A 21349-nucleotide genomic window follows, 5' to 3' on the forward strand; every position below is an offset into this window, starting at 1 on the left:
GCGTACGGTCGTGAACATGCGCATTGTCATCGCAGGAGGCCATGGTCAGATCGCGCTGCGGCTGGAGCGGCTGCTGTCGGCGCGCGGGGACGAGGTCGCGGGCATCATCCGCAAGCCGGAGCAGGCGGACGACCTGCGGACGGCGGGCGCCGAGCCCGTCGTACTAGACCTGGAGTCGGCGTCCGTGGGCGAGGTCGCGGCCGCCCTGGAGGGCGCCGACGCGGCGGTCTTCGCGGCGGGCGCGGGCCCGGGCAGCGACGCGGCCCGCAAGGAGACGGTGGACCGCGCGGCGGCGGTCCTCTTCGCCGACGCGGCGGAGCGGGCGGGCGTACGCCGCTACCTGGTCGTCTCCTCGATGGGCGCGGACCCGCGCCACGAGGGCGACGAGATCTTCGACGCGTATCTGCGCGCCAAGGGCTCGGCCGACGAGGCGGTACGGGCCCGCCCGGGCCTGGACTGGACGATCCTGCGCCCCGGAATGCTCACGAACGACGCCGGCACGGGCCTGATCACCCTGGCCGCCTCGACGGGCCGCGGCCCCATCCCCCGCGACGACGTGGCCGCGCTCCTGGCCGAACTGATCGACACCCCCGCCACGGCAGGCCTGACCCTGGAGGCGATCAGCGGGTCGGTGCCGGTGACGGTGGCGGTGAAGGACGTGGCGGGGAACTGAGGGGCTCTTGGGGGAGGGCTGGGGTCCGGGGCGAACGACGGGAAGATCACACCGGCCGCACGGCGAAGGCCTCGGATGCCCGCCCCAGGCACAACGAGAAGACCCCCGCCGAACTGCGTTTCCGCAGTTCAACGGGGGTCTCACATCGCGTGGCGGCGCCAGGATTCGAACCTGGGTAGGCTAAGCCGACGGATTTACAGTCCGCTCCCATTGGCCACTCGGGCACACCGCCATGGGATGTCGCCGGTGGAGGTCCCGCTTTCGCGGTGCTCCCTGGCAACGACGTAAACGATACCTGATGCCCGGGGGTGCTTCGCCACCCGATTGATCAGCGCTTCGCGCGGGCATGGGTGGCTAGGCTTTGGGGCAGCGGTTCGGCAGCCAGGCCGTACCCCCACGCACCCGATACAAGGAGCCACAGGACATGGCCGACTCCAGTTTCGACATCGTCTCGAAGGTCGAGCGGCAGGAGGTCGACAACGCCCTCAACCAGGCGGCGAAGGAGATCTCGCAGCGCTACGACTTCAAGAACGTGGGCGCGTCGATCTCTTGGTCCGGCGAGAAGATCCTGATGGAGGCCAACTCCGAGGACCGCGTCAACGCGATCCTCGACGTCTTCCAGACCAAGCTGGTCAAGCGCGGGATCTCGCTCAAGGCGCTGGACGCCGGCGAGCCGCAGCTCTCCGGCAAGGAGTACAAGATCTTCGCCTCCATCGAGGAGGGCATCTCGCAGGAGAACGCCAAGAAGGTCGCCAAGGTCATCCGCGACGAGGGCCCCAAGGGCGTCAAGGCGCAGGTGCAGGGCGAAGAGCTGCGGGTCTCCTCCAAGAGCCGCGACGACCTCCAGGCCGTTCAGGCCCTGCTCAAGGGCAAGGACTTCGACTTCGCGCTGCAGTTCGTGAACTACCGCTGACCCCTCGGACGTGCTGTCCGATTTCCGCCAGCGCCGGCCGGGCGGGGGTCGCAGACTCGGTCTCGTACGTGAGGACTCGTAGACGAGGACTCGTCCGTGAGGACTCGTCGCAAGGAAAGGAACGTGCGATGACGGTCTACGCGACCCTCGACAGCCCGCTGGGCGAACTGCTCCTGGTCGGTGAGGAGTCCGCCACCGCGAAGGGCGGGACCGCGCTGGTCTCGCTCTCCATGCCCGGCCAGAAGGGCGCCGCCGCCGTCCGGGACGGCTGGCGGCGGGCGCCGGAGGCCTTCGAGGAGATCGCCCGCCAGCTGCGGGCGTACTTCGGCGGCGAGCTGACCCGCTTCGACATCGAGTACGCGCCCGGCACGGGCACCGACTTCCAGCGGCAGGTCTGGGCGGAGCTGGACTCCATTCCGTACGGGGCCACCACCTCGTACGGGGAGATCGCCCGCCGGATCGGCGCCTCTTCGGTGAAGGTGCGCGCGGTCGGCACCGCCATCGGCCGCAATCCCGCGCTCGTCGTACGCCCGTGCCACCGTGTCATCGGCTCCGACGGCACCCTGAAGGGGTACGCGGGCGGCCTGGAGCGCAAGGAGCAGCTGCTGGGGCTCGAAGGGGCCCTGGTGGCGGCACTCGGCGGCCCCGACAGTCCCCGCACGCCCCGCTAGCCCCGGCAGATGAGCGACGCCCTGTTCCCCCGGCCGCGCGCCGTCGTCGCACCCGGCGCCGTGCACGTGCCGGGGTGGCTCCCGCCCGAACGGCAGCGGGAGCTGGTGGCCGCCTGCCGGGAGTGGGCGCGGGGGCCCGTCCCCATCCGGCACACCGTGCTGCCGGGCGGCGGAGTCATGTCCGTGCAGACCGTCTGCGTCGGCTGGCACTGGCAGCCCTACCGGTACACCCGCACCGCCGACGACGTGAACGGCCGTCCCGTCGCTCCCTTCCCCGACTGGCTCGCCGCGCTGGGCCGCGCCGCGGTGGCCGACGCGTACGACGACCCCGCCGCCGGGGACGGCTACTCCCCCGACACCGCCCTGATCAACTTCTACGACGGCGACGCACGCATGGGGATGCACCAGGACAAGGACGAGCGGTCCGGCGCGCCCGTGGTCTCCCTGAGCATCGGCGACAGCTGCCTCTTCCGCTTCGGCAACACCGAGGACCGGGGCCGCCCCTACACCGATGTCGAGCTGGCCTCGGGCGACTTGTTCGTCTTCGGCGGCCCCTCACGCTTCGCCTACCACGGCGTACCGAAGGTCCTCCCGGGCACAGGCGACCCGGCGGTCATCGGCCTGCCCGGCGGCCGCCTCAACCTGACGCTGCGCGAGACCGGGCTGAAGGACTGACCTGCCTGCCCGCTGGCAGTTCGCCTCAGCGGCGGTCGCGCGAGTTGCCGAAGACTATGCGGTAGGCGATCAGCAGCACGAGCGAGCCGCCGACCGCCGCCGCCCAAGTGGCGCCGTCGTAGAAGTGGTTGGCGATGGGGCGGTCCAGCCAGCGGGCCGAGATCCAGCCGCCGACGAACGCACCCGCGATCCCTATGACGGTCGTGCCGATCAGACCGCCCGGGTCCCGCCCGGGGAGCAGGATCTTGGCGATCGCTCCGGCGAGCAGGCCGAGGATGATCCAGCTGATGATGCCCATGTCCTGAACCTGCCTTTCGTTCGGTGTCGTCTTATGTCATGTCGTGTTGTACGGAAAGACGTCCTCCGTTCGGGCCGCGGTTGCGCCGGTGGCTAGGGTGCGGCGCATGACACAGGAACTGCGCCGCACCCTCGGCGTCTTCGACGCCGTGGTCATCGGGCTCGGCTCGATGGTCGGGGCCGGGGTCTTCGCCGCGCTCGCCCCCGCGGCGGACGCGGCCGGGACCGGGCTGCTGGCCGCGCTGGCGCTGGCCGCGGCCGTCGCGTACTGCAACGCCATGGCCTCGGCGCGGCTCGCCGCCCGCTATCCCGCGTCCGGTGGCACCTATGTGTACGGGCGGGAGCGGCTCGGGACGTTTTGGGGCTATCTGGCGGGCTGGGGGTTCGTCGTCGGCAAGACCTCCTCGTGTGCGGCGATGGCGCTGACCGTGGGCGCCTATGTCTGGCCGGGGCAGGCCCACTTGGTGGCGGTCGCGGCGGTGGTGGCGCTGACCGCCGTGAACTACGGGGGTGTGCAGAAGTCGGCGTGGCTGACGCGGGCGATCGTGGCGCTGGTGCTCGCGGTCCTCGCGGCGGTGGTGGCGACCTGTCTGGGGTCGTCCGCCGCCGGGCACCCGGACGTCGGGCTGTCCGGGGGCGGGGCGGGGTTGCTCCAAGCGGCGGGGCTGCTCTTCTTCGCGTTCGCCGGGTACGCCCGGATCGCCACGCTCGGCGAGGAGGTGCGCGATCCGGCCCGGACGATCCCGCGCGCCGTTCCCCTGGCGCTGGGCATCGCGCTGGCCGTCTATGTCTGTGTCGCGGTGGCTGTCCTTTCCGTACTGGGCGCGGACGGGCTGGGGCGGGCGTCGGCGCCGCTCGCCGACGCGGTGCGGGCGGCGGGCGCGCCTGCGCTGGTGCCGGTGGTGCGGGCCGGGGCGGCGATCGCCGCGCTCGGGTCCCTGCTCGCGCTGGTGCTGGGGGTCTCGCGCACGGTCCTCGCGATGGCCAGGGACGGCCATCTGCCGGGCACGCTGGCCGCCGTGCACCCCCGGTTCCGGGTGCCGCACCGGGCGGAGGTCGCGGTGGGCGCCGTGGTGGCGGTGCTGGCGGCGACGGCCGATCTGCGCGGGGCGATCGGCTTCTCGTCGTTCGGCGTGCTCGTCTATTACGCGATCGCCAACGCGTCGGCCTGGACGCTCGGTCCGGGCCGCGGCGGGCGGCTGCTCGCGGCCTGCGGGCTGGCCGGGTGTCTGCTGCTCGCCTTCGCGCTGCCGCCGTCGTCGGTGGTGGCGGGCAGCTCGGTGCTGGCCGTGGGGGCGGTCGCGTACGCCGTGCGGCGGCGCTGAGAGTCCGCACCGGCCGCAGCGAGACGCCACGGCACGCTACGCCTGCCGCGGCCTCATATTCGGCCGCTGAACCCCGCGGGGAAAGTCCCGGACGCCATCTCGTTCTCGGTCATGGCTTCATGGTGGACCATGCCGCTGACAATCGACTCGGCGCTCGCCCCGGACCGGTCCTGACCTGCATGTTCTCCGTCGACTGCCTGTGGATAACCTGGTCCGTCTACCGGTAGAACGGCTGGTCCGTCGGCACGATCTGCTTGCCCAGCGGGAGCAGCGAGACCGGGATCAGCTTAAAGTTCGCGATGCCCAGCGGGATCCCGATGATCGTGATGCACAGCAGGAAGCCCGTGACGATGTGGCCGAGCGCCAGCCACCAGCCCGCCAGGATCAGCCAGAGCACATTGCCGATGCAGGACGCGGCGCCCGCGTCCGGCCGCTCCACAACCGTGTACCCGAACGGCCAGAGCGCGTACAGGCCTATACGAAAGGCAGCCAGGCCGAAGGGGATGCCGATGATCGTGATGCAGAGCAGGACACCCGCGAGCAGATAGCCCAGGAACATCCAGAAGCCGCACAGGACCAGCCAAATGACGTTGAGGATTGTCTTCACGGGCGGCGACCTGCCATCTGTTCGAGTCGAGCGATGCGCTCCGCCATCGGCGGATGTGTCGAGAACATCTTGGAGACGCCCTGGCCCGGGCGGAAGGGGTTGGCGATCATCATGTGGCTCGCGGTCTCGATCCGCGGCTCGGGCGGCAGCGGCAGCTGCTTGGTGCCCGCGTCGAGCTTGCGCAGGGCGCTGGCGAGGGCCAGCGGGTCGCCGGTCAGCTGGGCGCCGGACGCGTCCGCCTCGTACTCGCGCGAGCGGCTGATCGCCAGCTGGATGACGGACGCCGCGAGCGGCCCCAGAATCATGATCAGCAGCATGCCGACGATGCCCGGGCCCTCGTCGTCGTTGGACCGGCCCACCGGGATCAACCAGGCGAAATTGACCAGGAACATGATCACGGAGGCGAGCGCTCCGGCGACCGACGAGATCAGGATGTCCCGGTTGTAGACATGGCTGAGCTCATGGCCGATCACGCCGCGCAGCTCCCGCTCGTCCAGGATCTGCAGGATCCCTTCCGTGCAGCACACCGCCGCGTTGCGCGGGTTGCGGCCGGTCGCGAAGGCGTTCGGCGCCTGGGTCGGCGAGATGTACAGGCGCGGCATGGGCTGGCGCGCGGCCGTCGACAGCTCGCGGACCATCCGGTACAGCGCCGGGGCCTCGAATTCGCTGACCGGGCGGGCGCGCATGGCCCGCAGGGCCAGTTTGTCGCTGTTCCAGTACGCGTAGGCATTGGTGCCCAGCGCCACGAGCAGCGCGACGATCAGCCCCGTACGCCCGAAGAAGCTGCCGATGACGATGATGAGCGCGGACAGTCCTCCGAGAAGGACGGCGGTCCTCAACCCGTTGTGCCGGCGGTGCACGGTACGCCCTCCAAATGGTGCGGCAGGGGAACCCTTTGCCTGATGGTCCTTCCACTTTCCAGTGGACGCTCCCGTACTGGTCAACGCCAGACGAGGACCGCTGGTTCCCTTGTGCGCGCTGGAGGGCGCCCTACTCCGTACGGGTGGGTCAGCGCGGCGCGGGCAGCCCCGCGAGCTCCAGGGCCTTCGGGTCGGGCTCCAGCTCGCTGGTGCAGTGCGCGCAGCGGGTGCTGATGCCCGGGACCTGGGTGTAGCAGCGGGGGCAGTCGCGCAGGGCGGCCTTGATGTCGACCGGCTTGTCGCGGTCGAGCCGCGCCTGCACCTTCATCATCGGGACGACAACGAGGAAGTAGAGCACCGCTGCGGTGATCACGAAGGCGATGGCCGCGCTGATGAATTTCCCGTAGGGAAATTCGACGCCCTCGACCTTGAAGGTCGCCGCGGTGAAGTCGCCCGTCGACCGGGTGGCGAGGCCGATGAGCGGGGTGATGAAGGCGGTGCTGAAGCCGGTGACCACGGCGGTGAACGCCGATCCGACGGCCAGACCGACGGCCATCGTCACTATGTTCCCGCGAAGGATGAAGTCCTTGAACCCGCTCAGCACTGCTCGCTCCTAGTCGTCTCCGGCTGCCCGGCCGGCCGTTCGCCGTACGGGCACGCGTGCGCACACGTACGCGCGTACGACACTGCCCTGTCCGGACGCCAGAGTTCAAACCCGCTGCGCGAACCGGTGCCCCGATGGGCCGGCCGGGCATCGGCCGACCGGGTCAGAAGAGGCTGATGGACGCGAAGTGCAGAGCGATCTGGGGCATGACCGAGAGGGCGACGGCCGCCAGGGCGGTGAGTGCGATGGCGAGCGTCAGCGGAGCCGGGACGGCGAGGCGCACGGGGCGCGTGGTGAGGACACCCACCACACCGGTACCCGGGCCCTCGGCCGCACCTTCTGAAGAAGCGACCTCCGCGAGGGCGGCCTCCGGTGCGGCCTCCGCCTCCTCCGGCGCGCGGAACAGTACGGCGGTCCACCGCAGGTAGTAGTACAGGGCGATGACGACGTTGAACGCCATGACGACCGCCAGCCATCCCAGGCCCGCGTCGACCGCCGCCGAAAAGACCGTCACCTTGGCGAACAGGCCGATGATGCCCGGCGGCAGACCGGCCAGGCAGAGCAGGAAGAAGCCGAGCACGAGCGCCGCGAACGGCCGCTCGGCGTACAGGCCGCGGTAGTCGGCGATACGGTTCAGCGGCCGCGTACGGGCGACCAGTGCGGCCACCGCGAAGGCGCCGAGGTTCACCACGGCGTACATCAGGGCGTACGCGACGGTCGCGCCGACCTGGGCGTCGCTGGAGTAGCCCGCGGCCGCGATCGGCACCAGGAGGTAGCCGGCCTGGCCGACCGAGGACCAGGCGAGCAGCCGGATGGCGCTGTACGCGCGCGTGGCCGACTGGCGCAGCGCGCCCACATTGCCGATGGTCATGGTCAGCGCGGCGACGACCGCGAGCGCCGGGCCCCACACGTCCGCGTACGCCGGGAAGGCGATGACGGTGACCAGGATGAGGCCGGAGAATCCGACGGCCTTGCCGACGACCGACAGATAGGCGGCGACCGGCAGCGGCGCGCCCACATAGGTGTCGGGGACCCAGAAGTGGAAGGGGACCGCCGCCGTCTTGAAGGCGAAGCCCACCAGGGTGAGCGCGACGCCCGTCTGGGCGACGGTGTCCAACTGGTAGGGCACGTCGGCGAGACGGTTGGCGATCTCGGTGAGGTGCAGGGTGCCGGTCGCCGCGTACACGAAGCTGACGCCGAGCAGCATCACCGCGGTCGCGGTCACCGAGGAGAGGAAGAACTTGAGGGCCGCCTCCGAGGACAGCCGGTCGCCCCGCTTGAGGCCGACGAGCGCGAAGGCCGGCAGCGAGGCGACCTCCAGGGCGACGACCAGGGTGGCCAGGTCGCGGGAGGCGGGCAGCAGGGCGGCGCCGGCGGCCGAGGAGAGCAGCAGGAACCAGAACTCGCCCGCGGGCAGCTTCTCCTTGCTTCCGGTGGGCTCCGTCACCGAAAGCAGCGCGGTGAGCAGGGCGCCGCCGAGCACCAGGAACTGGAGCACCAGCGTGAAGCGGTCGACGGTGTAGCTGCACGCCTCGGGGTTGGTGGTGAGGCAGAAGGTCGAGCGCGTCGACTTGTGGAGCGGGATCAGGAGGAGCAGCGCGGCGCCGAGTCCGGCGATCGCGAGCCCGCCCAGCAGCGGCTTGCGCTGCTGCGGCAGGAACAGGTCGGCGACCAGCACGATCAGCGCGACGGACGCGGTGATCACCGGCGGGGCGATCGCGAGCCAGTCGACGGACTGGACGACGCTTGCGGCGCCGGTGACGGATGCGGCGCTTGCGGCGGCCACGGTCACGACTTGCCTCCTGCGAGGAGCTTGTGGACGGCCGGATCGGTGAGGCCGAGGAGGACCGCGGGCCAGAGGCCGGCGAGGACGGTGAGGGCGACGAGCGGGCTCCAGGAGGCGACTTCGTACCCCTGGACGTCCACGAGCCGGGGCTCCTGGGGCTGTGCGCCCGGCGTGCCCATGCAGACGCGGCGGACGACGACGAGCAGATACGCGGCGGTGAGCAGCGTGCCGACGGCCGCGATGGCCACGAAGGTGAGGAACGCGGGGCGGCTCAGGCCGTCGGCGGGGTCGAACGCGCCGAACATCGAGAGCATCTCGCCCCAGAACCCGGCGAGTCCGGGCAGCCCGAGCGAGGCGACCGCCGCGAAGGCCAGGAGGCCGCCCAGGCGCGGGGCCCGGCCGTAGAGCGCGGCGCCGGTCGCGCCGGAGAGGGTGTCCAGGTCGGCCGTGCCGTACCGGTCCTTCAGGGCGCCGACCAGGAAGAAGAGCAGGCCGGTGATGAGGCCGTGGGCGATGTTCGCGAAGAGCGCGCCGTTGACGCCGGTGGGGGTCATGCTCGCGATGCCGAGGAGCACGAAGCCCATGTGGCCGACCGAGGAGTACGCGATGAGGCGCTTCAGATCGCCCTTGTTGCCGCGCTTGGCCAGGGCCAGGCAGGCCAGCGATCCGTAGATGATCCCGGCGACGGCGAAAGCGGCCAGATACGGGGCGAACCGGTGCATTCCATCCGGGGCGATCGGCAGAACGATCCGGACGAACCCGTACGTACCCATCTTCAGCAGCACACCGGCGAGCAGCACCGAACCGACGGTGGGCGCGGCGGTGTGGGCGTCCGGCAGCCAGCTGTGCAGCGGCCACATCGGGGTCTTCACCGCGAGCCCGATACCGATCGCCAAAACGGCGATGACCTGCACCGATGTGGTCATGCCCCGGCCGTTGTCAGTGGCGAGTGCCACCATGTCGAATGTGCCGGTCTTCAGCCCGATCAGCAGCAGGCCGAGCAGCATGACGACGGAGCCGAGCAGGGTGTAGAGGATGAACTTCCAGGCGGCGGCCTGCCGTTGGTCGCCGCCCCAGCGGGCGATCAGGAAGTACATCGGGATGAGGACCATCTCGAACGCGAGGAAGAACAGCAGCAGGTCGAGGACGGCGAAGGTGGCGAGGGTGCCGGACTCCAGGACGAGCAGGAGAGCGACGAAGGCCTTCGGGGACGGGCCCGCGGGCATCTTGAAGTAGCTGTACAGCGCGCAGAGGAAGGTCAGCAGCGCGGTCAGGACGAGAAGGGGGAGTGAGATGCCGTCGATGCCGAGGTGGATGCGCACGTTCAGCGTGGGGATCCACTTGATGTCCGTCGTGGCCTGCATCTTCGACGGGTGGTCGCGGTCGAAGCCGAGCGCCAGGACGATCGCCGCGAGCAGGATCGCGCCGGTGACCGTCACGCCGTGGCGGAGCACGGCCTGGCCGGGCGACTTCCCCTTCAGTCCGGGCGGGGCGGGCAGCAGCGCCGCCACCGCGCCGACGAGCGGGCCGACCACGATGAACGCGAGAAGGAACTGCATCACGGACGCGCTGATATCAATCACGGCTCACGATCCGGCGTTGGCGTTGGCAAGGACGACGGCGACGAGCGCCAGGACGGCGGAGCCCGCGAGCAGCGCGCTGAGATAGGTCTGCACATTGCCGGTCTGGGCCTTGCGGACGGCCGCGCCCAGCCAGCGGGGAAGGGCGCCCGCGCCTTGTACGTACGTCTCGACGACCTCGCGGTCCAGGAAGCGGACCAGTGAGGCGGCGGCGAGCACGGGGCGGACGAACAGCGTCCGGTAGACCGCGTCGAGGTGGAAGCCGGTGACGGCGTGGCGGTGCAGCGGGCCGAGCAGCAGTCGGCCCGGGTCGGCGGGGTCGTATGCCGAGGCGATATCACCGTAGGCGGGGGTGTGGCTGGCGATGGCCTCCTCCTCGACCAGGCCTCCGTCCGCCTCCGGGTGGGCGGCGACCGCGCCGATCGGGGTGCGCGCGGCCAGGGCGCTGGTGTGCCGCCAGGTGGCGTACGTGACGAGTCCGCCGACCAGGGCGACGCCGGTCGAGAGCACCGAGGTGGTCAGGGCCGGGGTGAGCGCGTGGCCGTCGAACCAGTCGTCGAGGTAGCCGGTGGTCAGCCCGAAGCCGATGGACGGGATCGCGAGCACCCAGAGCACGGCGTTCATCGCCAGGGGCTGGCGGCCGTGGTCCGGGGCCGGGGCGCCCTTGCCCCGGAAGGCCATCAGCCACAGGCGCGTGGCGTACGCGGCGGTCAGCAGCGCGGTGAGCAGACCGGCGATCAGCACGATCCAGCCGGTGCCCTGCGGGGCGACCGTGCTGTCGCCGAGGGCGGTGTGCTCGGCGGCCGACAGGACGGCTTCCTTGGAGAAGAAACCGGCGAAGGGAGGAATGGCGGCGAGCGCGAGCAGGGCGACGGTCATCGTCCAGTACGCGTCGGGGATGCGCTTGGCCAGGCCGTCCATGCGAGACATGGCCGACAGCGAGTTGGTGCCGGCGGCGTGGATGATCACGCCGGCCGCGAGGAAGAGCAGCGCCTTGAAGGCGCCGTGCGACAGGAGGTGGAAGACGGCGGCGCCGCGGTCGCCGACGGCCAGGGCGCCGGACATATAGCCGAGCTGACCGATCGTCGAGTAGGCGAGGACCCGCTTGATGTCGTCCTGCGCGAGGGCGGCCAGCGCCGAGCCGACCATCGTGACGGCGGCCATCACGGCGAGCACGGTCATCGCGGCCGCCGAGGCCGCGAAGACGGGGAGGAGACGGGCCACGAAGTAGATGCCGGCGGCGACCATCGTCGCGGCGTGGATCAGCGCGGAGACGGGGGTCGGGCCCGCCATCGCGTCGGGCAGCCAGGTGTGCAGCGGGAACTGCGCCGACTTGCCCGCCACACCGGCGAGGAGCAGCAGGGCGATCAGCGTGGGGTGGTCGATCCCGCCGGTGAGGGCGGCCTGGACGACCCCGGTGATCCGGAACGTACCGGCGTCGGTGGCCAGCGCGAACAGACCGATCAGGAAGGGGACGTCACCGAGCTTGGTGACCAGGAAGGCCTTGAGGGAGGCGGCGCGCGCCTCGGGGGTCTCCCAGTAGTGGCCGACCAGGAAGTACGAGCAGATGCCCATGATCTCCCAGCCGACCAGCAGCACCATCAGGTCGCCGGAGTAGACGACGAGCAGCATCGCGGAGGTGAAGAGGGAGACGAGAGCGGCGTACGAGGGGTAGCGCGGGTCGTCGCGCAGGTACCCGGTCGAATACAGCTGCACACAGGTCGCCACCAGGCCGACCAGGACGGCGACGAGCACGGCGAAGCCGTCGAGGTGCAGGGCGAGGTCGATCGGGACGGACCCGGTCGGGGTGAGCCGCCTCGACGCGTCGATCGACTTGCCGCCGCCCTGGTCCACGGCGACGACGACGGTGAGGACGAACGCGGCCAGGGTCGGCAGCACGGCCAGCGGGCGTACGTAACCGGGGGCGGTGCGGCCGAGCAGGAGTCCGGCGGCCGCGCCCAGGAACGGAAGGAGGGGGACGAGGACGGCGAGGGTCGTGGTGGTCACGCGGCGGCCTCAGCCTTCTGTGCCGGGGCGGCCGGGTCGTCGGGGCCGGAGCCCTCGGCGGTGTCGCGGAGCTTGTCGATGTCCGAGGTGCCCCGGTTGCGGTACACCGCCAGGACGATCGCCAGGCCGATGCCGATCTCGGCGGCGGCGATGGCGATGGTGAACAGGGTGAGTGCCTGTCCGGCGTGGAGGGTGTCGCGCAGCCAGACGTCGAAGGCGACGAGGTTGAGGTTGACGGCGTTGAGCATCAGCTCGACGGACATCAGGACCAGGATCGCGTTGCGGCGCGCGAGCACTCCGTACACACCGGTGCAGAAGAGGAGGACGGCGAGCACGGCCGGATAGATCAGGTGCATCAGCGCTGCTCCTTGTCTCTGGGGGCGTCGCCGGGGGCACCGCTCGCGTCGCCGCTCTTGCGGGACATGACGATCGCGCCGACGAGAGCGGCGAGAAGGAGGACGGAGAGCGCTTCGAACGGCAGCACCCAGTGGCGGAACAGGATCGAGCCGGAGACCTTGGTCGAGCCCTGGCCGGGGCCGTCGAGGTTGATCCAGGTCGTACGGAAGGCGTCCACGACGACCCACAGGAGGGAGCCGGCGGCGGCCAGGGCGACGACCAGGGCTGCCCATTTGTTGCCCGAGTCGGCGTCCGGGGAGCGGCCGATCGGCGCCTTGGTGAGCATCAGTCCGAACAGGAGGAGGACCACGACGGAGCCGACGTAGATCAGTACCTGCACCCAGGCGATGAACTCGGCGGTGAGCAGGAGGTACTCGACGGCGATGCCGCCGAGCGCCACGACCAGCCAGAGGGCGGCGTGCACCAGTTGCTTGGTCGTGACCGTGAGGACGGCCGCGCCGAAGGCGACCGCGCCGACGAGGAGGAAGGCGATCTCGACCCCGGTCGGGGAGAGGAAGCCGTGGTGCACCGGGTGGTGACCGCTGGCGAGGAGCATCATGCCTGGCCCTCCCCGGCCTCGGAGGTGGCCTCGGCTGCCGGGGCGGCCTCGGCGGCGGCGAGCTTCTCGGCCGCCTTGCGGGCCGCGGCGAGCTCCTTGGGCTCCTCGGCCGCCGGGTCGAGGGCGGGCGGGGCTGGGACGGTCCACATCCAGTCGCGGAGCTTGTCGCGCTCGTGGGTGAGTTCGTGGATGTCCGTCTCCGCGTACTCGAACTCGGGCGACCAGAACAGCGCGTCGAAAGGACACACCTCGATGCAGATACCGCAGTACATGCAGAGGGAGAAGTCGATGGCGAAGCGGTCGAGGACGTTGCGGCTGCGCTCGCGGCCGCCGGGGGCGGCGGCCGGGATCGTCTCCTTGTGGGAGTCGATGTAGATGCACCAGTCGGGGCACTCGCGGGCGCAGAGCATGCAGACCGTGCAGTTCTCCTCGAACAGGCCGATCACGCCGCGGCTGCGGGGCGGGAGTTCGGGCTGGGCGTCCGGGTACTGCGCGGTGACCGTCTTCTTGGTCATCGTGCGGAGGGTTACGGCGAGGCCCTTGGCCAAGCCGGAACCTGGGATCGGGGGCATCAGTTGATCGCCACCTTCACGATGCCGGTGAGCGCGATCTGCGCGAGAGCGAGCGGGATGAGCGTGGTCCAGGCGAGCTTCTGCAGCTGGTCCTCGCGGAGCCGGGGGTAGCTGACGCGGAGCCAGATGACGATGAAGGCGAGGAGCGCGGTCTTGAGGAGCGTCCACACCCAGCCGAGCCCGTCGGTGCCGAAGGGGCCGTGCCAGCCGCCCAGGAACAGGACGGTGGTGAGGCCGCACAGGACGACGATCCCGGCGTACTCGGCGAGGAGGAAGAGGGCGAAGCGCAGGCCGGTGTACTCGGTGTACGCGCCGAAGATGATCTCGGAGTCGGCGACGGGCATGTCGAAGGGCGGGCGCTGGAGTTCGGCGAGCCCGGCGATGAAGAAGACCAGGGCGCCGACGATCTGCCAGGGCAGCCACCACCACTCGAAGGCGTTGAGGATGCCGGGGAGGGAGACCGTGCCCGCCGCCATCGCCACGGAGGCGGCGGCGAGCAGCATCGGCAGCTCGTACGCGAGGAGCTGGGCGGCGGTGCGCAGTCCGCCGAGGAGGGAGAACTTGTTGGCCGAGGCCCAGCCCGCCATGAGCGAGCCGAGTACGCCGACGCCCATGACGGCGAGCACGAAGAAGATGCCCGCGTCGACCACTTGGCCGACGGCGCCCTCGCTCGGGCCGACGGGGATCGCGACCAGGACGAGGAGGTACGGGAGCAGCGCGACGGCGGGGGCGAGCTGGAAGACGCGGCGGTCGGCGTCGGCCGGGACCACGTCCTCCTTCTGCGCGAACTTCACACCGTCGGCGACGAGCTGGGCCCAGCCGTGGAAGCCGCCCGCGTACATCGGGCCGAGGCGGCCCTGCATATGGGCCATGACCTTGTGCTCGGTCTGCCCGATGACGAGGGGCAGGACGAGGAACACGGCGAAGACGACGAGGAGCCGGAGGGCGACGTCGAGTGCGTCGTTCACGCGGGTTCGCCTCCGGCGGGGGTGTCGGGTTCGGGGTCGGTGGTGTCGGGGTCACGGCCGTCGGATGCGGCGGGCCGGGACCCGGTCGCCTCCGCAGCCTCCGCTGCTTCGGTGGGCTCGTCAGCCCCGGCCTCCGCCCTGGCCTCGGGCTCCGCTGCGGGCGTGGGTTCCGCTGCGGGCGTGGGTTCCGTGCGCTCCGGCGCCGCCGGGGTTTTCGACCCGTCGTCGAACGCCGGGCGCGGGTTGTTCCAGGGGGCGTCCGTGCTGCGGGTGCGCGGCGGGGCCGTGGTCTCGGGCCGGGCCGGCGGCTGGGCCTGCGAGGCCGAGCCCTCGGACACGCTGCGGGTACGGCGCGGGGGGCGCGGCGGCGTACCGGGAGCGTCCTCCGGGGCCGGTGTGGCCTCCGGGGTCTCAGGTGCCGCTGGGGCCTGGGGCGCCTCCGGGGCCTGGGAGGCCGAGCCCTCCGACGCGCTGCGGGTGCGGCGCGGGCGCGGGGTGGGGGCCTCCGGGGACGGGGCCCCGGTCACCGGTGTGGCCTCCGGGGCCCGAGGGGCTTCTGAGGTCTGGGACGCCGAGCCCTGCGACGCGCTGCGGGCGCGGCGCGGGGGCGCGGCGGCGCCCTCGGTTGTCGCCGCCGACGGGGCCTGGGACGCGGAGCCCTCCGTGACCGTACGGGTCCGGCGGACCGGGCGGTCGCCGGCGGCGCGCGGGGTGCGGGCCGCGACGGGCGGGAGCTGGCCCTTCAGGGGTCCCCACTCGTTCGGGTCCGGGACGCCGGGCGGGAGCATCTGGCGGCGCTTGGGACCGCCGTGCTCCGACTCCCCCGGCTCCTTCGCGCCCGGCCAGGCCTTGGCGACCCGCGCCGCGAGGACGAAGTCCTTGCGCAGCGGGTGGCCCTCGAAGCCGTCGGGAAGGAGGAGCGGGACCAGGTTCGGGTGGCCCTCGAACGTGACGCCGAACATCTCGTGCGTCTCGCGCTCGTGCCAGGCCGCGCCCGCGTACACGTCGACGGCCGAGGCCAGGACGGGGGCGGTGTGCGGCACGGTCGTACGGACGAGGAGGCGGCGGACCCGGCGGCCTTCGAGGGAGACGACGTGCGCGCAGACGCGGAAGCCGGTGCCGGGCTCGTCGACCGCGCTGAGCCAGTCGAAGTACGTGCAGCCCAGCTTGTCGCGGGCGATCTCCAGCGCGGGGATCCAGGAGCCGACGGGGACGTCGACGGTGAGGAGGCCGTACGCCTCCTCGGCGGTGGCCTCCTCGCCGAAGATCTCCGTGACGGCGTCGGGCAGACGGTCGTACGCGGTCACTGCGCGGCCCCCGGCGTCGGTGTGTCGCCCTCGGAGGCCCCTGCGGCCCCGGAAGCCCCCTCAGTCCCACCGGACTCGCCAGCCCCATTGACGGAAGCCGCACCCGGCACCGTCGAAGCGGTCCCCGACACCGTCGAAGCCGCCCCCGGCGCCGCCGGAGCCGTCACCAGCCCGCTCGTGAGCTGCGCCGGTGACGCCTGCGTGGCGTAGCGCTCGCTCAGGGACTCGCGGGCGATCTTCTCCTGGAGCTTGAGGATGCCCTGGAGGAGCGCCTCGGGACGGGGCGGGCACCCGGGGACGTACACGTCGACCGGGATGATCTGGTCGACGCCCTTGGTCACGGAGTACGAGTCCCAGTACGGGCCGCCGCAGTTGGAGCAGGCGCCGAAGGAGATGACGTACTTCGGCTCGGGCATCTGCTCGTACAGCCGCTTCACCGCCGGGGCCATCTTGTCCGTCACCGTGCCGGAGACGATCATGAGGTCCGCCTGGCGCGGGCCGGGCGCGAAGGGGATCACGCCGAGCCGGATGAAGTCGTGGCGGGCCATCGAGGCCGCGATGAACTCGATGGCGCAGCAGGCGAGTCCGAAGTTGAACACCCAGAGGCTGTAGCGGCGGCCCCAGTTGAGGACCACCTTCATCGGCTCGGGCGCCAGGCGGGAGAGCACGCCCAGGCGCTGGCCCTGCACAGCCGTGGCTCCCACGGGCGCCGTGCCGTTTTCGGCCATCTTCGGCGTGGGCAGGGACGGGGGATCCGGAGTCGTCACGTCCATTCGAGGACGCCCTTCTTCCATGCGTAGAGCAGTCCCACGGCCAGGAAGCCGAGGAAGATGAACATCTCGACCAGCGTGGCCGCGCCGAATCCGGGAGCGGCGAAGACCGTCGCCCACGGGAAGAGGAAGATCGAGTCGACGGCGAAGATCACGTACAGGAAGGCATAGACGTAGTAGCGCACTTGGGTGTGCGCCCAGCCCTCGCCGACGGGGTCCACTCCGCATTCGTACGTGAGCAGCTTCTCCGGCGTCGGGACCACCGGCCGCAGCAGGCGCCCGGCCCCGAAGGCCACCGCGACGAAGAGCACGCCGACGACGGCGAGCAGTCCGACGACCGAATAGCTGTGGAAGTAGTCCGCCGACAGCTGGCGTACGGTCGGTTCCGGCACGTCCGCCCCTCGCTCCCTGACCTCGTTGCGTTCGTTGCAGTGTGTTCGACGATCTGTACGCACGGGAGTCTAGGCCCTGCTAAGGACGGCGTAAGCAGGTGTCTCACGCAGGTTGCACACCTGACGCCCGGGCGGCGGCGTCCCGGCGTACGCCGTTCATGTGTCCGGAAGAAGACCAGGTGCGTGACCTGATCGCGTTGGCGCGCGCCGCCCCGGGATGCCGGGGGCGGCGCCGGGGGTGGGGTTTTCCCCAGGCGAAACCGGCCCAGCTACCCCATGGCGCCGGGCTCCGCGGCCCGGCAGGCTTGCCCTCATGACCAGCACCTTCCGCGACGAGCAGCGGCCGGGCCGCCGATCAGGCCGACGGCCCGGCCGACGGTCCGACCGGCCGCAGAACCAGCCGTACGACCGGCCGCACGACCCCTCGTACGACCAGTACGACGACGAGAGGCTGCCGCCCGCGCGGTTCGCCTACGACCGGCAGACCTGGAAGGAGATCCTCCATCTCCTGGCCAATCTGCCGATGGCGCTCATCGGCTTCGTCTACGTGGCCGTGCTGGTCTTCACCGGCGCCGGCCTCTCGGTCACCGTGATCGGTCTGCCGCTGCTCGCGGTCGGTCTGGTCGGCGCGCGCCAGCTGGGCAAGCTGGAGCGCGCGCGGGCGCGCGCGCTCCTTGGCGTACGGATCGACGAGCCCACGCCGATCCCGGCCCGGGCGCTGCGCAAGGGCGCGCGCGGCGGGGCCCTGCGCTGGCTGTGGACGAGCCTGAAGGACCCGGTGGGCTGGCGCAATGTGCTGTACGAGTTCATCCGGCTGCCCTGGGGCGTGCTGACCTTCGCCGTCACGCTGGTCAGCCTGTTCGTGGCGTGGCCGGTGCTCGGGTTCGTCGCCCGGGTGCTCACCAACGCCGACCGGGCGATGGTGCGGGGGCTGCTCTCGCCCTCGGACGACCTGGAGCGGCGGATCGCCGAACTGGAGTCGGACCGCGGGGTGGTCGTGGACACGGCGGCGGCCGATCTGCGCCGGATCGAACGCGATCTGCACGACGGCGCGCAAGCCCGGCTCGTGGCGCTCGCCATGGGGCTCGGCCTCGCCAAGGAGAAGCTCCTGGAGGACCCGGACGCGGCGGCGGCGATGGTCGACGAGGCGCACGGCGAGGTCAAACTCGCCCTCCAGGAGCTGCGCGACCTGGCCCGGGGCATCCACCCGGCGGTCCTCACCGACCGCGGTCTGGACGCCGCCCTGTCGTCGGTCGCCTCGCGCTGCACGGTGCCGGTGAAGGTGACGGTGGACGTACGGGAGAGGCCCGCGGCGGCGATCGAGGGCATCGCGTACTTCACCGTCTCCGAGCTGCTCCAGAACGTCAGCAAGCACAGCGGCGCGCGGGCGGCCTCGGTGGAGGTGTGGCGGGCGGGCGACCGGCTGCTCATCCAGGTCGAGGACGACGGGCGCGGGGGCGCGCGGCTCGACGGGGGTACGGGCATGGCGGGTCTCGCCGAACGCCTCGGCGCGGTGGACGGGCTGTTCGTGCTCGACTCCCCGCCGGGCGGCCCGACGATCGTCACGGCGGAGCTGCCGTGGCGGGCGCGGGGGCCGAAGGAGTAGGGCCGGGCCGAGGCGCCTTGTATCGGGTGCCTTTGTGCCGGGCGCCTTGTGCCGGGTGCCGGGGTAGGGAAAACCCCCCGTTCAAGACGGTGACCGGCTCCATGGTCCGGGGCGGCCGTGGCCAGCAGTCTTGTACGTACGAGAACGCGGCCACGCGTACATCAGCGGAAACGGAAACGGACGGACCGATGATCATGGAGACGGAGTACGGGCGGCGGCCTGCACGGCAGCACTTCCTTCCGCCGGCGCTGCGCGCGCCGCTGGAGGCCCGGACGTTCCGTGAGTTCGGCTATCTGCTGCTCAGCCTGCCGATCAGCATCGTCATGTTCACCTGGGCCGTCGTCATGGTGTCGCTGAGCGCGGGCCTGCTGATCACGTTCCTCGGCATCCCGGTCCTCGCGGCCGGGCTCGTCGGCTGCCGGGCCTTCGGCGCGCTGGAGCGCAAGCGGGCGCGCGCGCTGCTCGGCGTGGACGTGCCCGCGCCGCAGCCCGTGCGGGGCAAGCGGGGGATGGCCTGGATCGGAGCCGTGCTGAAGAGCGGGGTGTCGTGGCGCCACCTGCTGTACTCGGTGCTGCACTTCCCGTGGGCGCTGTTCTCGTTCGTGGTCTCGCTGACGCTGTGGGTGTACGGGTGGGGGCTGGTGACGTACCCGCTGTGGCAGTGGGTGTTCCCCACCTACACCGGGCAGGACGGGATCCAGCTGTACGGGGACGGAACGCACGACTTCTATCTGGACTCGCCGTTCGAGATCACCCTGACCGTGCTGGTCGGCCTGGTCGTCACGCTCGCCGTGCCGTGGATCATCCGGGGCTTCGCGTACGTGGACAGGGGTCTCCTCTTCGGGCTGCTCGGGCCGTCGCGGCTTGAGGAGCGGGTGGTGGAGCTGGAGTCGGACCGGGGGGTGGTCGTGGACACGTCCGCCGCGGACCTGCGGCGCATCGAGCGGGATCTGCACGACGGCGCGCAGGCGCGGCTGGTCGCGCTCGCGATGGATCTGGGTCTTGCGAAGGAGAAGCTGACCGAGGATCCGCAGGCGGCGGCGCGGATGGTGGACTCGGCGCACGGCGAGGTGAAGGTGGCGCTCCAGGAGCTGCGGGATCTGGCGCGGGGGATCCATCCCGCGGTCCTGACCGACCGGGGCCTGGACGCCGCGCTGTCGTCGGTCGCCTCGCGGTGCACGGTGCCGGTGCAGGTGGAGGTGGATCTGCCGTGCCGTCCCGTGCCGGCCATCGAGGGGATCGCGTACTTCACCGTCTCCGAGCTGCTGCAGAACGTGAGCAAGCACAGTGGGGCGAGCCGGGCCGGGGTGGATGTGTGGCGGGCTCAGGACCGGCTGATGCTGCAGGTCACGGACAACGGGCAGGGTGGGGCGTCGGTCGACGGCGGATCGGGGCTCGCGGGGCTCGCGGAGCGGCTGGATGCGGTGGACGGGATTCTGGTGGTGGATTCGCCTCGGGGTGGGCCTACGACGGTTACGGCGGAGCTGCCGTGGCGGGCGTGAGTTGCCCCTCCCCGCCCCTTCCCTAAACCCTCCGGGGGTGGGTGGGGGCGGAGGTGGTTTCCCGGGGGCTACGCCCCCCGGACCCCGTTGCGGGGCCTGCGGCCCCTGCACCCCGCTCCGCTCGTCTGCGGGCCGGTGGGGGCTGGTCGCGCAGTTCCCCGCGCCCCTAAAAGCGCCCCTCCGGGGCGCCCCGGGGATGCCGCGCAGCGGCATTCAAGGGGCGCGGGGAACTGCGCGAGCAACCCACCACCGGCCCGCAGACAAACACCGCGCCCCTCTTTACCCGCTCCGCCCTCTGGATTTCGCGCAGCTCGGTCCGGATGCTGGGATGCTGGGTGGGCACAGCCGTCGGGTGTGCACAGCCGAGCAACACCGAGCCGGGGGGCTGCAGATCGTGGAGGACAGGGTGCGGGTCGTCATCGCCGAGGATTCAGTGCTGCTTCGGGAGGGACTGACCCGCCTGCTGACCGACCGGGGGCACGATGTCGTCGCCGGGGTCGGCGACGGAAACGCGCTGGTCAAGACCGTCGGCGAGCTCGCCGACCAGAACGCGCTGCCGGACGTGGTGGTCGCGGACGTACGGATGCCGCCGACCCACACCGACGAGGGCGTACGGGCCGCGGTGCTGCTGCGGAAGCTCTACCCCGGCGTGGGGGTGCTCGTGCTGTCGCAGTACGTGGAGGAGCGGTACGCCACCGAACTTCTGGCCGGTTCCAGCCGCGGAGTGGGCTATCTGCTCAAGGACCGCGTCGCCGAGGTCAGGGAGTTCGTGGACGCCGTCGTAAGGGTCGCCCGGGGCGGTACCGCCCTGGACCCCGAGGTGGTGGCCCAGCTGCTGGGCCGCAGCCGCAAGCAGGACGTACTGGCCGGTCTCACGCCGCGCGAGCGCGAGGTCCTCGGCCTGATGGCCGAGGGGCGTACCAACAACGCGATCGCGAAACAGCTGGTCGTGAGCGACGGCGCCGTCGAGAAGCACGTGAGCAACATCTTCCTGAAGCTGGGCCTCTCCCCAAGTGACGGCGACCACCGACGGGTACTCGCAGTGCTGACCTATCTCAATTCCTGAACACCTGACACCCTGTCAGACGAGTCGGCAGGGTCGGAGACCTACAACCAAAGACCGAGCGAGGGGCGTCTTACCAGACGGAGCCGGGGGGCGACTGAAATATGACAAACCAGGGCATTGGACCATCTCAAAAGGGCGTCCAGGATGCGATCCATCCAAGGAAGGCGACCCTTACCGACGTAGGGTGGGCTTTGGAGCGACCGGTTCTCCGGA

General features: G+C 71.3%; 22 protein-coding genes and 1 tRNA gene. 8 read left to right on the forward strand and 15 right to left on the reverse strand.

Annotated features, from left to right (window positions below; genetic code table 11):
• Nucleotides 1–16 precede the first annotated feature (16 nt).
• On the forward strand, nucleotides 17–673 hold the full coding sequence (locus tag QIY60_RS10010) for an NAD(P)H-binding protein (RefSeq protein WP_283142082.1): 657 nt from the start codon (nucleotides 17–19) through the stop codon (nucleotides 671–673).
• A 150-nt stretch (nucleotides 674–823) separates the two neighbouring features.
• Here QIY60_RS10010 and QIY60_RS10015 read toward each other — a convergent pair.
• Nucleotides 824–905, reverse strand: a tRNA-Tyr gene (locus QIY60_RS10015).
• 192 nt (nucleotides 906–1097) lie between these two features.
• Between QIY60_RS10015 and QIY60_RS10020 the strand changes: the two genes are divergently transcribed.
• The 3 genes from QIY60_RS10020 (at nucleotide 1098) to QIY60_RS10030 (ending at nucleotide 2932) form a co-directional block, all read left to right on the forward strand.
• Nucleotides 1098–1586, forward strand: a complete 489-nt coding sequence (locus QIY60_RS10020) for a YajQ family cyclic di-GMP-binding protein (protein ID WP_101389577.1) — start codon at nucleotides 1098–1100, stop codon at nucleotides 1584–1586.
• Between the two features lie 128 nt (nucleotides 1587–1714).
• Nucleotides 1715–2257: a methylated-DNA--[protein]-cysteine S-methyltransferase gene (locus tag QIY60_RS10025; RefSeq protein ID WP_283142083.1), complete on the forward strand. Its 543-nt coding sequence runs from the start codon at nucleotides 1715–1717 to the stop codon at nucleotides 2255–2257.
• Between the two features lie 9 nt (nucleotides 2258–2266).
• Nucleotides 2267–2932: an alpha-ketoglutarate-dependent dioxygenase AlkB gene (locus QIY60_RS10030; protein WP_283142084.1), complete on the forward strand. Its 666-nt coding sequence runs from the start codon at nucleotides 2267–2269 to the stop codon at nucleotides 2930–2932.
• A gap of 25 nt (nucleotides 2933–2957) precedes the next feature.
• Here the strand turns inward: QIY60_RS10030 and QIY60_RS10035 are convergent, their stop codons facing one another.
• Nucleotides 2958–3230: a GlsB/YeaQ/YmgE family stress response membrane protein gene (locus QIY60_RS10035; protein WP_283142085.1), complete on the reverse strand. Its 273-nt coding sequence runs from the start codon at nucleotides 3228–3230 to the stop codon at nucleotides 2958–2960.
• Nucleotides 3231–3336: 106 nt separating this feature from the next.
• Between QIY60_RS10035 and QIY60_RS10040 the strand changes: the two genes are divergently transcribed.
• Nucleotides 3337–4554, forward strand: a complete 1218-nt coding sequence (locus QIY60_RS10040) for an amino acid permease (protein ID WP_283142086.1) — start codon at nucleotides 3337–3339, stop codon at nucleotides 4552–4554.
• 217 nt (nucleotides 4555–4771) lie between these two features.
• Here the strand turns inward: QIY60_RS10040 and QIY60_RS10045 are convergent, their stop codons facing one another.
• From QIY60_RS10045 to QIY60_RS10105, 13 genes are all read right to left on the reverse strand, one after another.
• Nucleotides 4772–5161 carry a YccF domain-containing protein gene (locus QIY60_RS10045; RefSeq protein ID WP_190092178.1) on the reverse strand — a complete coding sequence of 130 codons (390 nt, stop codon included), beginning with the start codon at nucleotides 5159–5161 and terminating at the stop codon, nucleotides 4772–4774.
• Nucleotides 5158–6021, reverse strand: coding sequence for a zinc metalloprotease HtpX (gene htpX, locus QIY60_RS10050; protein WP_266982521.1), 864 nt, complete (start codon nucleotides 6019–6021; stop codon nucleotides 5158–5160). The genes QIY60_RS10045 and htpX overlap by 4 nt, the downstream gene beginning before the upstream one ends.
• A gap of 148 nt (nucleotides 6022–6169) precedes the next feature.
• Nucleotides 6170–6625, reverse strand: coding sequence for an MscL family protein (locus QIY60_RS10055; RefSeq protein ID WP_283142087.1), 456 nt, complete (start codon nucleotides 6623–6625; stop codon nucleotides 6170–6172).
• Nucleotides 6626–6788: 163 nt separating this feature from the next.
• Nucleotides 6789–8417: an NADH-quinone oxidoreductase subunit N gene (locus QIY60_RS10060; RefSeq protein ID WP_283142088.1), complete on the reverse strand. Its 1629-nt coding sequence runs from the start codon at nucleotides 8415–8417 to the stop codon at nucleotides 6789–6791.
• Nucleotides 8414–9970 (reverse strand): NADH-quinone oxidoreductase subunit M, encoded by a 1557-nt coding sequence (locus tag QIY60_RS10065; RefSeq protein WP_283145881.1) that lies wholly within the window; start codon nucleotides 9968–9970, stop codon nucleotides 8414–8416. The genes QIY60_RS10060 and QIY60_RS10065 overlap by 4 nt, the downstream gene beginning before the upstream one ends.
• Nucleotides 9971–9997: 27 nt before the next feature.
• Nucleotides 9998–11998, reverse strand: a complete 2001-nt coding sequence (locus tag QIY60_RS10070; protein WP_283142089.1) for an NADH-quinone oxidoreductase subunit L — start codon at nucleotides 11996–11998, stop codon at nucleotides 9998–10000.
• Nucleotides 11995–12354 carry an NADH-quinone oxidoreductase subunit NuoK gene (gene nuoK, locus QIY60_RS10075; protein WP_101389566.1) on the reverse strand — a complete coding sequence of 120 codons (360 nt, stop codon included), beginning with the start codon at nucleotides 12352–12354 and terminating at the stop codon, nucleotides 11995–11997. Before nuoK ends, QIY60_RS10070 begins: the two co-directional genes overlap by 4 nt.
• Nucleotides 12354–12953 (reverse strand): NADH-quinone oxidoreductase subunit J, encoded by a 600-nt coding sequence (locus tag QIY60_RS10080; RefSeq protein ID WP_283142090.1) that lies wholly within the window; start codon nucleotides 12951–12953, stop codon nucleotides 12354–12356. The genes nuoK and QIY60_RS10080 overlap by 1 nt, the downstream gene beginning before the upstream one ends.
• Nucleotides 12950–13525 carry an NADH-quinone oxidoreductase subunit I gene (locus tag QIY60_RS10085; RefSeq protein ID WP_283142091.1) on the reverse strand — a complete coding sequence of 192 codons (576 nt, stop codon included), beginning with the start codon at nucleotides 13523–13525 and terminating at the stop codon, nucleotides 12950–12952. Before QIY60_RS10085 ends, QIY60_RS10080 begins: the two co-directional genes overlap by 4 nt.
• Nucleotides 13525–14493, reverse strand: coding sequence for a complex I subunit 1 family protein (locus QIY60_RS10090; RefSeq protein WP_283142092.1), 969 nt, complete (start codon nucleotides 14491–14493; stop codon nucleotides 13525–13527). The genes QIY60_RS10085 and QIY60_RS10090 overlap by 1 nt, the downstream gene beginning before the upstream one ends.
• Nucleotides 14490–15800: an NADH-quinone oxidoreductase subunit C gene (locus tag QIY60_RS10095; RefSeq protein ID WP_283142093.1), complete on the reverse strand. Its 1311-nt coding sequence runs from the start codon at nucleotides 15798–15800 to the stop codon at nucleotides 14490–14492. Before QIY60_RS10095 ends, QIY60_RS10090 begins: the two co-directional genes overlap by 4 nt.
• Entirely contained in the window at nucleotides 15797–16528 is a 732-nt protein-coding gene (nuoB, locus tag QIY60_RS10100) for an NADH-quinone oxidoreductase subunit NuoB (RefSeq protein ID WP_283145882.1), read from the reverse strand. Before nuoB ends, QIY60_RS10095 begins: the two co-directional genes overlap by 4 nt.
• 35 nt (nucleotides 16529–16563) lie before the next feature.
• Nucleotides 16564–16962: an NADH-quinone oxidoreductase subunit A gene (locus QIY60_RS10105; RefSeq protein ID WP_190092168.1), complete on the reverse strand. Its 399-nt coding sequence runs from the start codon at nucleotides 16960–16962 to the stop codon at nucleotides 16564–16566.
• A gap of 313 nt (nucleotides 16963–17275) precedes the next feature.
• On the opposite strand from QIY60_RS10105, the gene QIY60_RS10110 reads away from it, so the two are divergent.
• The 3 genes from QIY60_RS10110 (at nucleotide 17276) to QIY60_RS10120 (ending at nucleotide 21136) form a co-directional block, all read left to right on the forward strand.
• Complete coding sequence (locus tag QIY60_RS10110) at nucleotides 17276–18568, forward strand: sensor histidine kinase (RefSeq protein ID WP_283142094.1); 1293 nt, start codon at nucleotides 17276–17278, stop codon at nucleotides 18566–18568.
• Between the two features lie 188 nt (nucleotides 18569–18756).
• Entirely contained in the window at nucleotides 18757–20070 is a 1314-nt protein-coding gene (locus QIY60_RS10115) for a sensor histidine kinase (protein ID WP_283142095.1), read from the forward strand.
• 406 nt (nucleotides 20071–20476) lie between these two features.
• Entirely contained in the window at nucleotides 20477–21136 is a 660-nt protein-coding gene (locus QIY60_RS10120) for a response regulator transcription factor (protein WP_283145883.1), read from the forward strand.
• Nucleotides 21137–21349: the final 213 nt, after the last annotated feature.

Origin of the sequence: Streptomyces sp. BPTC-684 (genome assembly GCF_030028635.1) — a bacterium.
Taxonomy (GTDB): domain Bacteria; phylum Actinomycetota; class Actinomycetes; order Streptomycetales; family Streptomycetaceae; genus Streptomyces; species Streptomyces noboritoensis.

Excerpts from the sequence above, each read along its gene's own strand:
- QIY60_RS10115 (WP_283142095.1), top strand. The coding sequence starts at position 18,757 with ATGATCATGGAGACGGAGTACGGGCGGCGGCCTGCACGGCAGCACTTC.
- QIY60_RS10025 (WP_283142083.1), top strand. The coding sequence starts at position 1,715 with ATGACGGTCTACGCGACCCTCGACAGCCCGCTGGGCGAACTGCTCCTG.
- QIY60_RS10110 (WP_283142094.1), top strand. The coding sequence starts at position 17,276 with ATGACCAGCACCTTCCGCGACGAGCAGCGGCCGGGCCGCCGATCAGGC.
- QIY60_RS10010 (WP_283142082.1), top strand. The coding sequence starts at position 17 with ATGCGCATTGTCATCGCAGGAGGCCATGGTCAGATCGCGCTGCGGCTG.
- QIY60_RS10080 (WP_283142090.1), bottom strand. The coding sequence starts at position 12,953 with ATGATGCTCCTCGCCAGCGGTCACCACCCGGTGCACCACGGCTTCCTC.
- QIY60_RS10035 (WP_283142085.1), bottom strand. The coding sequence starts at position 3,230 with ATGGGCATCATCAGCTGGATCATCCTCGGCCTGCTCGCCGGAGCGATC.
- QIY60_RS10020 (WP_101389577.1), top strand. The coding sequence starts at position 1,098 with ATGGCCGACTCCAGTTTCGACATCGTCTCGAAGGTCGAGCGGCAGGAG.
- nuoK (WP_101389566.1), bottom strand. The coding sequence starts at position 12,354 with ATGCACCTGATCTATCCGGCCGTGCTCGCCGTCCTCCTCTTCTGCACC.
- QIY60_RS10085 (WP_283142091.1), bottom strand. The coding sequence starts at position 13,525 with ATGCCCCCGATCCCAGGTTCCGGCTTGGCCAAGGGCCTCGCCGTAACC.
- nuoB (WP_283145882.1), bottom strand. The coding sequence starts at position 16,528 with ATGGCCGAAAACGGCACGGCGCCCGTGGGAGCCACGGCTGTGCAGGGC.
- QIY60_RS10030 (WP_283142084.1), top strand. The coding sequence starts at position 2,267 with ATGAGCGACGCCCTGTTCCCCCGGCCGCGCGCCGTCGTCGCACCCGGC.
- QIY60_RS10040 (WP_283142086.1), top strand. The coding sequence starts at position 3,337 with ATGACACAGGAACTGCGCCGCACCCTCGGCGTCTTCGACGCCGTGGTC.
- QIY60_RS10065 (WP_283145881.1), bottom strand. The coding sequence starts at position 9,970 with ATGCAGTTCCTTCTCGCGTTCATCGTGGTCGGCCCGCTCGTCGGCGCG.